This window comes from Bradyrhizobium sp. WU425 (assembly GCF_021052305.1).
GTDB classification, from domain to species: domain Bacteria; phylum Pseudomonadota; class Alphaproteobacteria; order Rhizobiales; family Xanthobacteraceae; genus Bradyrhizobium; species Bradyrhizobium canariense_D.
On the sequence record NZ_CP088089.1, the window covers coordinates 2,404,494 to 2,417,085 of the forward strand.

At 61.7% G+C, this 12,592-nt stretch carries 9 protein-coding genes; 7 read left to right on the forward strand and 2 right to left on the reverse strand.

The annotated features are described in order from the left end of the window. The first annotated feature begins 12 nt into the window (after nt 1–12). The 4 genes from BcanWU425_RS11490 to BcanWU425_RS11505 all read left to right on the forward strand — a co-directional run bounded on the left by BcanWU425_RS11490 (nt 13) and on the right by BcanWU425_RS11505 (nt 6,250). The gene (locus tag BcanWU425_RS11490) at nt 13–894 is read left to right on the forward strand and encodes a branched-chain amino acid ABC transporter permease (protein ID WP_018454358.1); all 882 of its coding nucleotides are present in this window, start codon (nt 13–15) and stop codon (nt 892–894) included. After that, complete coding sequence (locus BcanWU425_RS11495) at nt 891–1,910, forward strand: branched-chain amino acid ABC transporter permease (RefSeq protein WP_085350250.1); 1,020 nt, start codon at nt 891–893, stop codon at nt 1,908–1,910. The genes BcanWU425_RS11490 and BcanWU425_RS11495 overlap by 4 nt, the downstream gene beginning before the upstream one ends. Further along, complete coding sequence (locus BcanWU425_RS11500) at nt 1,870–2,829, forward strand: polyphosphate kinase 2 family protein (protein WP_204512025.1); 960 nt, start codon at nt 1,870–1,872, stop codon at nt 2,827–2,829. The genes BcanWU425_RS11495 and BcanWU425_RS11500 overlap by 41 nt, the downstream gene beginning before the upstream one ends. Before the next feature lie 1,090 nt (nt 2,830–3,919). Next, complete coding sequence (locus BcanWU425_RS11505) at nt 3,920–6,250, forward strand: mechanosensitive ion channel domain-containing protein (protein ID WP_204512024.1); 2,331 nt, start codon at nt 3,920–3,922, stop codon at nt 6,248–6,250. 334 nt (nt 6,251–6,584) lie between these two features. Here BcanWU425_RS11505 and BcanWU425_RS11510 read toward each other — a convergent pair whose 3' ends face one another. Both BcanWU425_RS11510 and BcanWU425_RS11515 read right to left on the reverse strand, forming a co-directional pair. Continuing rightward, nucleotides 6,585–7,304: a hypothetical protein gene (locus BcanWU425_RS11510; RefSeq protein WP_231190457.1), complete on the reverse strand. Its 720-nt coding sequence runs from the start codon at nt 7,302–7,304 to the stop codon at nt 6,585–6,587. A 106-nt stretch (nt 7,305–7,410) separates the two neighbouring features. Further along, nucleotides 7,411–8,385 (reverse strand): zinc-dependent alcohol dehydrogenase family protein, encoded by a 975-nt coding sequence (locus BcanWU425_RS11515; RefSeq protein WP_158091743.1) that lies wholly within the window; start codon nt 8,383–8,385, stop codon nt 7,411–7,413. 126 nt (nt 8,386–8,511) lie between these two features. Between BcanWU425_RS11515 and BcanWU425_RS11520 the strand changes: the two genes are divergently transcribed. The 3 genes from BcanWU425_RS11520 to BcanWU425_RS11530 all read left to right on the forward strand — a co-directional run bounded on the left by BcanWU425_RS11520 (nt 8,512) and on the right by BcanWU425_RS11530 (nt 12,332). Next, complete coding sequence (locus BcanWU425_RS11520) at nt 8,512–8,985, forward strand: winged helix-turn-helix transcriptional regulator (protein ID WP_018454364.1); 474 nt, start codon at nt 8,512–8,514, stop codon at nt 8,983–8,985. Between the two features lie 385 nt (nt 8,986–9,370). Further along, nucleotides 9,371–10,366: a tripartite tricarboxylate transporter substrate-binding protein gene (locus BcanWU425_RS11525; RefSeq protein WP_085350245.1), complete on the forward strand. Its 996-nt coding sequence runs from the start codon at nt 9,371–9,373 to the stop codon at nt 10,364–10,366. A gap of 370 nt (nt 10,367–10,736) precedes the next feature. After that, complete coding sequence (locus BcanWU425_RS11530) at nt 10,737–12,332, forward strand: NAD-dependent malic enzyme (protein ID WP_018457457.1); 1,596 nt, start codon at nt 10,737–10,739, stop codon at nt 12,330–12,332. Nucleotides 12,333–12,592: the final 260 nt, after the last annotated feature.

Genomic DNA, 12,592 nt, shown 5'->3' on the forward strand with positions numbered 1-12,592 from the left:
GTTCATGCAGGCATGCAAGCATTTCTGGACATTTTCGACATCTACCTGCTGGAGGCCGTGATCAACGGCATCCTGCTCGGCGGCGTGCTGGCGTTGCTCGCGCTCGGGCTCAATTTGATCTTCGGCGTCATCGACGTGACCTGGATCTGCTACGCAGAGCTGGTGATGATCGGCATGTACGCCATGTACTTCCTGGTGCAGTATTACGGCATCAGCTATTTCGTCGCCGCGCCGCTCACCATCCTGCTGGTCGCGGTGCTCGGCGCGGCGCTACATTACCTCGTGATCGCGCCGCTCCTCACCGCGCCGCCGATCAACCAGTTGCTGGCGACCGGCGGGGTGCTGTTCGTGCTGCAGAGCTTTGCCACCGTCGCCTTCGGCATCGACTTCCGCAACCTCGGCATCCGCCTGCCGGTGCTCGCCTTCGGCGACATGAATTTCAGCTACGCACGACTTCTGTCCTTCCTGGCTGCGCTGGTCGGCATGGTCGCGGTCTATCTGTTCATGACACGGACCTTCACCGGCACCGCGATCCGCGCGATCTCGCAGGACCGGCAGATCATGGCGCTGATGGGCGTCGACACGAAGCGGATCTATCTCATTACCTCTGCGATCGGCGGGGGGCTGGCCGGGCTCGCAGCCTGCCTGCTGGTTCTGCAATATGACGTGCATCCCTTCGTCGGCCTGTCATTCGGGCCGATCACCTTCCTGATCTGCGTGCTCGGGGGCCTCGGCAATTTCATCGGCGGCTTCATCGCCGCCTTCGTGTTCGCCGAGATCATCTCGCTCGGCGGCCTGTTCTCCGATCTCGAATGGGGCTATGTGCTCGCCTTCGCGTTCTTCATCGTCATGATGTTCATCCGGCCCGCGGGCCTGCTCGCGAGGCGCCGATGATGGGGCGGAGACGGCTTGCAGCTTGGGGGATCGGATTGGCGGCGCTGGTCGCGCTGCCTTTCGTCTATCGCGATCCCTATCATCTGCACATCCTGGTGCTGATCCTGATCTGGTCGTTCGCCTATACGTCCTGGTCGATGATGGGGCGGTTCGGCCTCGTCTCGCTCGGCCATGGCGGGTTCATGGGGATCGGCGCCTATGTCACCGCACTACTCTGGAATCACCTGGGCTGGTCGCCCTGGATCGGCATCCCCATCGGCATGGTCGCGGCCGGCGCGCTGGCGCTGATCGTCGGCTATCCCTGTTTTCGCTTCCGCATCACCGGGCACTATTTCGTGCTGGTGACGCTCGCGCTCTCAGGCATCGTGCTCCAGGTCATCACGGCGACGCGCGACTACACCGGCGGCTCGCTCGGCTACACGCCGAACCGGGCCGCGGGCAACAAGCTCTGGTCGCTGCAATTCGACGACAAGATCACCTGGTACCTGATCGCGCTCGGGGTCTGGCTTTTCGGCATCGTGGTCTGGCACTGGGTCGACCGCAGCATGGCCCGCTATGCGCTGGAGGCGATCTCGGAGGACGAGGACGCCGCGGCCGCCGCCGGCGTCGACGTCACCGCGGAGAAGCTGAAGATCACGCTGCTAAGCGCGCTGATGACGGCATTGGCCGGCGCGCTCTACTGCCAGTACCAGATGTTCATCACGCCCGATACCGTCAGCGGCATCGCGGTGTCGCTCCAGATGGTGTTCGCGGCCATCGTCGGCGGCCTGTTCGTCTCGCTCGGCCCGACCTTCGGCGCTATCATCACGATTATGCTGGCCGAGACCCTGCGCATCGGCTTCGGCACCAAGGCGGTCGGCTGGGACAATCTCGTCTACGGAGTGCTGCTGGTGCTTTTCATCATATTCCTTCCGAAGGGTATCCTTGGTAGCTTGCTCGACCGATTGAAGCCGCAACGCAAGGTGTCCCGCGCTCATGAGCAAGAAGTCGTCCAAATCGCTCGCCCAGGAGCTTGACCGTTACATTACGCCATTCCGCTACGATGGTTCGGGCAAGTTTCATCTCAAGGATCACAAGACCGACGAGAAGGGCGACCTCGACAAGGAGAAGGCGCAGGACATTCTCGATGCCAACAAGAAGCGGCTGATCGCGTTTCAGGAGAAGCTCTACGCCCAGGACCGCTGGTCGGTGCTGATCGTGTTCCAGGCGATGGACGCTGGCGGCAAGGATTCTGCGATCAAGGCGATCTTCGAGGGCATCAATCCGCAGGGCTGCGCAGTCAGTGCCTTTAAGGCGCCGAACAGCAAGGAGCTCGACCACGATTTCCTCTGGCGCCATGCAATCGCGCTGCCGGAGCGCGGGCATATCGGCATCTTTAACCGCTCTCATTACGAGGAATGCCTGGTGACGCGCGTGCATCCGGAGGTCCTCGCCAAGGAGAAGCTGCCGTCAAAGCTCGTCACCAAGAACATCTGGAAGGAGCGGTTCGAGGACATCTGTGGGTGGGAGCGCTATCTCGCGCGCAACGGCACCGTGGTGCTGAAGTTCTTCCTCAACCTGTCCAAAGACGAGCAGCGCGAGCGCTTCCTCGACCGGCTGGAGGATCCGTCCAAGCAGTGGAAGTTCTCCATGGACGACATCAAGGAGCGCGCGCTGTGGCCGCGCTACCAGGCGGTCTATCAGGACATCGTCCGGCACACGGCAACGCCTCATGCGCCGTGGTATGTCGTGCCGGCCGACCACAAATGGTTCGCGCGCGTCGTGATCGGGTCGGCCATCGTCGCGGCGCTCGAAAAGCTCGATCTGCGCTTCCCTCGCGCCGACAAGGCCTCGGCGGGTGAATTCGACGAGGTGCGCAAGGCGCTGGAGAAGGAGGAGAAGGCGGGCAAGAAACAAAAACGCGAAAACAACCCCATGCACAGTAGCCGGGGATAACGAAATCAATGACTTGAAGGTCAGCGCGAGCGCTTGCGGATTTAACGAAATCGTTTGACTCGTCGGGCAAAACAGGGGCATGATGTCATCATCCCCAAATTCCTCAGTACTCGCGTCCACCGGTAGCAGAAGCGTTCTACATTGGCGGGAAGGGCGGCCTCGCAATTCGCCCACTTCTCGCATTTCGCTGCAAGCGAATCCGTCGCAGTCAGATGGAACGCGCCCTCAAATGTGATTTGCGCGCCGTTGATCTTGCTTGACAGTTCTGCGTCACGGGAGGACCATCTCAATGGTCGCAAACAAGCGACGCGCAACGTCCACATCAAGAGCAAGGGGAGGTCTATGACACCACCTCCGCAGATCCAGCCGCGTTAAGTGCGATGGAGCTCGTTCGGACTATCGCATAGCGGCAGAAAACCGCGAACGGCACGCCGGGCCAAGGTTTAGAGGGCTGCATCAGTGTGGCATAGCCCCTACCTGCCCGGCGCAGTATTGTGCATCACATCGATTGCACACCGATCCACGTCGGAGGGCCGTGACGCGGCCGCCGTGCTTTTGACATCGTGCTTCTCTCTTCCTCCTCCTCACGGCCGTCATTCCGGGCCGACTCCCGGAATGACGGAGGGCTGTCGCATATCAGGGCTGTCGCATATGACGTCTGAGCGGCGCCTGAGCGAGCGCCTCGTCCTTCGAGACGCCGCGTTCTGCGGCTCCTCAGGATGAGGCTCAGCTGCATCCACTGCGTTGAAATGTTGCCGCATATTCATCCCTCATCCTGAGGGCTCGCCGCAGGCGGGCGTCTCGAAGAATGGCCGCGGTTGAGCTTCCAGCCAAATGTTTCTTCATATGTGACAGCCCGGCAGAATGACGCGAGAGGTTTTGCGCGTGCCCGCATTCCGATCGCTGCACGTCCTGCCTTGAGACCGCGGTTCCCGTTTCCTGCACCGCGGCAAATGCCAAGAGAATGTCGCCTCATTGGCCAACTTCCGACACAGCGCCCGGGCGAATAGCGTCGATCCGACATGATGCATGTGCTTCGGCGGTGACGGGCCCGACGTCGCCGTCGCATTCATTTTCCCAGGGATCCCTCGTGTCGCATAAGCTTGCCTCCGCGCTTCTCGCCGCGCTCTTGATCGCGATCTCATCTCTCTCCAGCGCCCGCGCCGCGCCGCCTGCACCGTCGACGAGTAGCGCTGCCGCGTTGTCGCCCGATGAGGCCAAGCGCGCGCTGGAAACGCTGCAGGACGACAAGAAGCGCGCGCAGATGATCGACACGCTGCGCGCGATCGCCAATGCGTCCGGTGCACAGCAGCCCGCGCCCGAGCCAAAATCGCCGATCCCGCTCGCGGCCGACGGCCTCGGTGCGCAGCTCATGCTCACCGTGTCCGAGGAAATCGGCGAGATTTCGCGAGACGTCGCCGATATGGCCAGGACGCTCACGCACTTCCCGGCGTTCTATTACTGGATCGTGCGGACCGCGAACGATCCCGCGGCCTACAATCTCCTGATCGAGATCGCCTGGAAGCTTGCGCTGGTGTTCGGCTGCGCCTTCTGCGCCGAATGGGTGATCTTCCGTCTGATCCGCCGCCCCGTCGTGTTCCTGGAAGGGCGCATGCCGCAAACGGCGCGTCTGCCGGTGCAGGTGTTGCCCATTGCCGATCCGCCGTCATCCGTGGCCGATGTCACCCCGGCGCCCGAACTGCACATGCGCCGCCACAGCCTGGCGCGGGCCTGGCAAATCATGCTGCGGCTGCCGCTCGTGCTGGGACGCTTCCTGCTCGAGCTGCTACCCGTGTTGGTCTTTGTAGGCGTCGCCACGGCGCTGCTCGGCACCGAGATCGGGGGGCCCACCACCGTCCGTCTCGTGATCCTCGCCGTCGTCAACGCCTATGCGTTCTCGCGCGGGCTCATCTGTGTGGTCCGTGTGCTGGCGGGACCGTTCGGCTTGTTTCCGGTCAAGGCCGAAACCGCCGCCTATATCGAGATCTGGGCGCGCCGTATCGTCGGTGTCGGCGTCTCCGGCATCGCCTTTGCGAATGTGGCGCTGCTGCTCGGCCTGCATCGCGGCGGCTATGCCGCGCTCCTGCGCATGGTGATGCTGGTCGTGCATCTCTTCATCGTCGTCATCATCCTGCAATGCCGCCGCCAGGTCGCCGAAGCGATCCGCGCGCCGGCCGACCGGCAGGGGATCGCGGCGCGACTGCGCAACCGCATCGCGGGCGGCTGGCACTATCTCGCCATCGCGCTCGACCTTGCGCTGTGGGCCGTGTGGGCGCTGAACATTCGCAACGGCTATTCGTTGCTGCTGCAATATTTCGTCGGCACCATCGCGGTGGCGCTGATCACGCGTGTCGCCATCATGCTGACGCTGGGCCTGATCGACCGCGGCTTCCGCATCAAGCCCGAGATCCTCCAGCGCTTTCCGGGCCTCGAGATCCGCGCCAACCGCTACCTGCCGCTGCTGCGCAAGATCGTATCCGGCGTGATCGCCTTCATCGGCCTGGTGGCCGTGCTCGAAGTCTGGGGCGTCGACGCCATCGTATGGTTTTATGGGGGCCAGATCGGCAGCCGGCTGATCTCGGCGGTGGTGACGATCGGACTTGCCGTGTTCATCGCAGCTGCGATCTGGGAAGCCAGCAACGCGCTGCTGGACCGCCAGATCAATACGCTGTCGCGCGATGGGCACTATGCCCGGGCCGCGCGGCTGCGGACCTTTCAGCCGATGCTGCGCACGGCCTTGCTGTGCGTGATCGCCACTGTCGTCGGGCTCACGGCGCTCAGCGAGATCGGCGTCAACGTCGCGCCGCTGCTGGCGGGCGCCGGCATCGTCGGCATCGCCATCGGCTTCGGCTCGCAGAAGCTGGTGCAGGATCTCATCACCGGCCTGTTCCTGCTGCTGGAGAACACCGTCCAGGTCGGCGACAGCGTCAGCGTGTCCGGGCTATCGGGCGTGGTCGAGAACGTCTCGATCCGCACGATCAGGCTTCGTGCCGGCGACGGTGCCGTGCACATCGTGCCGTTCAGCGCGGTCACGACTATCACCAATGCCAGCCGCGGCGCCGGCAATGCGTCCGTCAGCGTCAACGTCGCCTACAAGGAGGATACCGACCGCGCCGGCCAGATCCTCAAGGACATCGTCGACGAGATGCGCCGCGAGGTGGAATTCCGCAGCCTGATCCGCGGCGATCTCGAGCTCTGGGGCATCGACAAGGTCGACGGCGCCATGGTGTCGATCGTCGGCCAGATCCGTTGCACCGAGGCCGGCCGCTGGCCGGTGCAGCGCGAATTCAACCGCCGCATGAAGCAGCGTTTCCAGCACCACGGCATCGAGGTCGCATCCGCCACCCAGACCATCCTGATGCACATCGCGCCGCCGGCTGATGGCGCCGCTCATCTGACGCCAAGGCGAGCGGTCGGCTAGAAAGTCTGTCCATAAACGTCGGCTTGCCAATCGAAAGCGGAAGTGTCCGACCTTGCGTGTGATCGGCGGCTCGTGATCCAAACCGGAAGTCGGCATGCCAACGATAACTCAGAACAGAGGAGGTGGCGCCTTTTGGCCCCGCCTTGCCCTTAAGTTCGTTTGTGTCCACGCCATGAACGTACTCGCGCGTGTCCTTCAAACGTTTTTCTTGGATGTACGCGCTCCTCAAGTCGATTGTGTCTACCCCAATCGCCGATGACACCCACGGCGCGCGCCATGGGGCAGTCGGGGGGTACCCATTTGCTTGCGTGCTTCCTGCCGTCTGAATGCTTTTTTAAGTCAAAGCAATTGCAGAGATATCGATACCGACGAGGACAGATTCGGTATTTATACTTCCGTCCGGGTTTCTCCTGAACGCGCGCCGTTTGGTTGGCATCATAATCCCTTGAATGTTCTTGTACTCGGACATGTAGTGCGCGGCTGGAGCGCCACCTGCCACGAGTGTGGTATAATCCAAACGAGCGATGAGCCCGTTTTCATCGACGTGGAATATCTGGTCCGGACAGTGAGTTACAACCTTCTCGGGAAAAGTGATCTTGAGCCGCCGGCGTACCGTGCCTTGGTCGGTCGCCGGGTCTATCTCTTCCGCTTTGGCACTCTCAGTGACAAACATAAATGGAGTATTCAGATAATTCCAAAGTGCATACCCGGTAAAGTAAGCCAGATGCAGCCTATCCCACGTCGTCTGAAGAGTATGTCCTTCAAACGCATTTCTTGGATGTACGCGCTCCTCGATAAGCTTCCCGTTGATTGTCTCTAGCCGAACACGATCCGGTTCGTAGATGCTTTGCACGCCTTCTTCGGTAAAGTGCGTAAAGCAAGTTCGCTGTTCTTTCGTTTGCGCCTTCAATTGAACATTTTCGAAGACACCATCCCATCCCTTTCTAGTCCAGTGCGAACCATGCATCGAGAGGTTCACGTCGATCGCGTTGAATTTTCGCCATCGTTCAAGAGTTCCGTGAGACTCAAGCACCAGATCTAAAAGAGCAGTCATGTGTCCTCCGGTTCGCCCTATTGGAATTAGGGCCATCGCTTTCGATATCGCACTAGCTGCGGTTTCAGGCGCTTAGAATTCAGGGCGCCTGACCGTTGATCATCCATTAGTTGGGTTTCAGAAGGACTTTCCCGCCTTTTTGCGCATGCGCCATGGCCTGAGTTGCCTGCTCGAGCGAATAAACGCCGGCGACCGGAACGTGCAGTTTGCCTTCGGCGATCAGTCGCTCGGCTGTCCGCGTATGAGCCGCAAGCTTTTCGTGTGCATCTCGAAAGCGCGGAAATCCCAGCCAAAACCCTTCCAGGGTCATCTGCTTGAAAATGATGTTCAGAGGACTCATGGCCGCGGGCTTTCCGCTGACGCCGCCATAGACGACCATCTTGGTGTTCGACGCGAGGCAAGACGCTACCGAGTGCGAGGACTCGCCACCCACGCCGTCGATGCCCAGCTTGATTTTAGCCTTGCCGGTCGCCGCTGCGACCTGCTTCACAACGTCGGGTCCATCGACAAGGACGACGTCAGCTCCGGCTGACTTCAGCTCATCCACCAGCTCGGGTCTGCGCACGAGGCTTACCGAGCGCAGTCCGAACTCCTTTGCAAACGCAATGACGCTGCGTCCCACACCGGAATTGCCGGCGTTCTGGATGACCCAGTCGTCCTTGCCGAGCTCGACATACTCGGTTAGGAGCAATGCCGCTGTGAGCGGGTTGATCCGAAGCATTGACATCTGTTGGGGATCGGCTTGCTCAGACAAGACGATGAGATCGGTGGCCGGCACCGTGATGGCCTGTCTCCACACGGGAAGCCCGATCGGAATGGCGACACGATCGCCAGTCCTTACATTTTTAACCGAGGCTCCTACGGCGATAACGCGGCCAATAGCTTCGTTCCCGAGCGGCGCGGGCGGCTGCGGCCTGATCGCATACATGCCACGGATCATCAGAAGTTCAGCAAGTCCGATCGCTGAGTATTCGACCGCGACCGTGGCTTCATTTGCTGCCGGCGGTGGGGGTGGATCGCTTTCGACAACTTCAACCACCTCGGTGGGTTTGCCAAACTTAGACATTTGCAGAAACTTCATTGTCCCCTCCGCGAGAGCTGTATGGCTCATTCCGCCAAGTAATCTTACGGTTCCCTGACCGCTCGACGCCAAACCATGCTAAGTTCATATAACGAACTGTCATTAACGTCAACCTGTGTATGAAAAATGAACTCAGAAAAAGCGCATTCGCCCGAGCTGGATCTTCGCTTGATGTTGGAGCTAAAAAACAACTGCTCCATCAAGCGAACGCTCGAGATTGTTGGTGAAACCTGGACCTTGTTGATCTTGCGCGAGGCCTCATGGGGGGTTCGCCGCTTCCAGGACTTTCAAACGTTTTTGGGCATACCAAGAGCGGTGCTGTCTGAGCGCCTGGAAAAACTTGTTGAGTACGGAATCTTTGAAAAAACTCCTTACAAGGAGCCGGGGGCGCGAAAGCGCTATCAATACGAACCCACCAAAGCCGGCATCAAGCTATTGCCTGTGCTGATGGCATTGAGCCAATGGGGAGATGAGCATCTCGGCAAAGGATCTGCCCGCATGATCGACAAAGCGACTCGGGAAGAAGTGTTTCTGAAGGTCGTCAGCAAAAACGGCGACCATGTCCCAGTGGAGCGGGTGCGACCAGTAGTGCGGAGGTAATCACACGTTTGTGGTCAATAATGTTGATCGGCTTGCTGAAAGTAAGAAAGAAGTTCTTGAGCGATTGAGCAGGCGGGGTCCCATCGTGCGATTTGCCGAGCCTGCGGATCATCGGTCGGACACGCGCCAATGAAGCACTAACGCCAGCTGAGCGGGCCCCACGCGATTTCCACACATGGCCCAACTCGGACCTAGGGTGAGGTGCGCCAACGCGGCCGGTATCGGAGGCAGAGTGGACCTCAGACGAAGTGCAGCGCGAGTTTATGAGTACATGTCCTAAGCTGTCCGACATCATTTTCAGCTTGCCTCGGCCCGCGCCGCAGCGTTCACTCCGGCTCCAGCCTGCTGACAACATGCGGGCGACAAAAAGCGTGGGGGGAGACTGATGCGGGGGCTGTGGGCCGGATTGCATAATCATGCGATCGTCATTGCTGGGCTGATCGCCTATGGGTTGATCGCGCCGCTAAGCGCCCAGCCGTTTCCGTCGCGGCCGATCACCCTCGTGGTGCCGTTCGCGGCAGGCGGTCCGACCGATACGCTGGCGCGCATCCTGTCCGAACGCATCGCCGCTGAATTGCACACGTCGATCGTGGTGGAGAACATCGCCGGCGCCTCCGGCAGCATCGCCGGCGCCCGCGTCGCGCGCGCAACGCCTGATGGCACCACGATCACGATCGGCCATTGGGGCACGCATGTGCTCAACGGCGCGATCTTCAAGCTGCCATACGACGTGATCGCCGATTTCGAGCCGGTCGCGACGATCGCGATGGGCACGCAGCTCATCGTCGGCCGGAAGACGCTCGAAGCCAACACTCTGAAAGAGATGATCGCGTGGCTGAAGGCCAACCCCGGCAAGGTGACTGCCGGCACGGCCGGCGCCGGCACGGGGGCCCACGTCGCCGGTGTCTTCTTCAAGGAGAGGACCGGCACCGACTTCCAGTTCGTGCCGTATCGCGGCGCGGGGCCCGCCATGATCGACCTCGTGGCCGGGCAGATCGACATCATGTTCGATCAGGCCTCGAACTCGCTGCCGCACTACAAGAACGGTGCGATCAAGGCGTTCGCGGTGACGTCGCCGACGCGGCTCGCCTCCGCGCCCGACATCCCGACCGTCGACGAGGCGGGGCTGCCCGGTCTCTACATCTCCTACTGGCACGGCATCTGGGCACCGAAGAACACGCCGAAGGAGATCGTCACGAAGCTCAACGCGGCGATCGTCACCGTGCTTGCCGATCCTACCGTCAAGCAGCGGTTTGGCGAATTGGGGCAGGAGATTCCTCCGCCCGATCAGCAGACGCCCGCAGCGCTCGGAGCCTTCCAGAAGGCCGAGACCGAGAAATGGTGGCCGATCGTGAAGGCCGCCGACATCAAGGCGGAATAATACCACTGCCTCATCCTGAGGAGCCCGCGGAGCGGGTGTCTCGAAGGATGCGCCGCAAGCGAGAGCAGGGCCTGCGTGGTTCGCCCGGCGATGCAAAGCATCGTCCGGAGACGCGCGTTCCGCGCTCCTCACCATGAGGAGAACGACAGCCTCGCGGCGTTAACCTTTTCGTGCGCACGACGACCGGTCTGTCACCAAAACCTCGCTGCGGTGCGGGATCACAATGCTTGCCGCAGTTTTCTGCGTCCTTGATCTCAGGTGAGTGCTGGCCGACAATGCTCGCCCTTCAATAAGAAACTCCCTGGGGGAATTCGTGAATAGACCTGCTCGGGTCAGCGCCCATTCGACATCGTCCGATTCCGTGCACGGCATGGCGCTGCTGCGCGATCCCCTGCTCAACAAGGGCACCGCCTTCTCCGCGCAGGAGCGCGACGATCTCGGCCTGCGCGGCCTGCTGCCGCCTTGCGTGCTGACGATGGAGACCCAGGTCGAGCGCGTGCTGGTCAATCTGCGCACGCTGCCGACCGATCTCGAGAAATATGTCGCGCTGAATGCCTTGCACGACCGCAACGAGGCGCTGTTCTTCCGCGTCGTCGTCGACAATATCGACGAGATTCAACCAATCATCTACACGCCGACGGTCGGGCTCGCCTGCCAGAAATACGGCCTGATTTTCCAGCGGCCACGCGGCATGTTCATCTCCTCGCGCGATCGCGGCCAGATCGCCGAGATCCTGAAGAACTGGCCCTATCCGGCCAAGCTGATCGTCGTCACCGATGGCGAGCGCATCCTCGGCCTCGGCGATCTCGGCGCCAACGGAATGGGCATTCCGGTCGGAAAGCTCTCGCTCTATTCCGCGTGCGCCGGCGTGCATCCCGAAACGTGCCTGCCGATCGTGCTCGACGTCGGCACCAACAACGAAGAGCTCCTGAAGGACCCGTATTATCTCGGCCTGCGCGAGCGGCGGCTCACGGGCGAGGCCTATGACAGCTTCGTCGACGAGTTCATGGTCGCCGCGCGAAAGACCTTTCCGGGTGTGCTGATCCAGTTCGAGGATTTCGCCAACCACTCGGCGTTCAAGCTGCTGCACAAATACCGCGATGAGGCCTGCGTCTTCAACGACGACATCCAGGGCACGGCTGCGGTGGCGCTCGCCGGCCTGTTTTCGGCGCTGCGCGTCAACGGCGGCAAGCTGAAGGACCAGCGCATCCTGTTCCTCGGCGCCGGCGAGGCCGCGACCGGCATCGCCGATCTCGTGACGTCCGCGATGATGGCGGAAGGTGCCTCTGAAGCCGAGGCGCTTCGGCGCAACTGGCTGGTGGATTCCCGCGGCCTCGTCGTTGGCGCCCGCCAAGGCCTGTCCGGTCACAAGCTCCGTTATGCCCATGCCGGTCAGGCGCCGATCGCCGATTTCCTCACCGCGATCAGGACGCTGAAGCCGACCGCCATCATCGGTGTTGCCGCGGTCGGCGGCGCCTTCACGCCCGACGTGCTCAAGGCGATGGCCGAGCTCAACGAGCAGCCGATCGTGTTCGCGCTCTCCAATCCGACTTCGAAGGCCGAATGTTCGGCGGAGGACGCCTACCGCTACACCGGAGGCCGCGCGCTGTTTGCCTGCGGCAGTCCGTATGACCCCGTCAAGCTCAACGGCCGAACCTTCGTGCCGCGCCAGGGCAACAACTCCTACATCTTCCCGGGCGTCGGCCTCGGCGTCATCGCCAGCCGCTCGCGGCTGGTCACGGACGAGATGTTCATGGCGGCCGCCCATACGCTCGCCGATTGCGTCGGCAAGGACGATCTCGCGCAAGGCAGCCTCTACCCGGCGCTGCCACGCATCCGCGAAGTCTCGGTGCGTATCGCCGCCGCCGTCGCCGATGTCGCCTTTCAGCGCGGGCTCGCGGACGGACCCGCGCCGAACGACGTGAAGGGACTGGTTCAGTCCCAGATGTACGAGCCGCAGTACTGAGGCCTCCGCCTCGTCATGGCCGGGCATAGCCGTCCGAAGGACGGCGTCGCTTCCGCTCGCCTATGTCCCGGCCATCCCCGCCTCGCCGGATGGTACGAAGAACGTGGATGCCCCGGACAAGCCCGGGCCCGACGACCGCTTGAAGCAAGCCACGTTAGGTCAGCACAGCGATACCATTTCAGGTAGAAACCCGCTTGCGCGGCGCGGCCGTATATGCGACGCTCTGTAGCGTTACAAGAAATTCGAAATCAAGGTAAGCC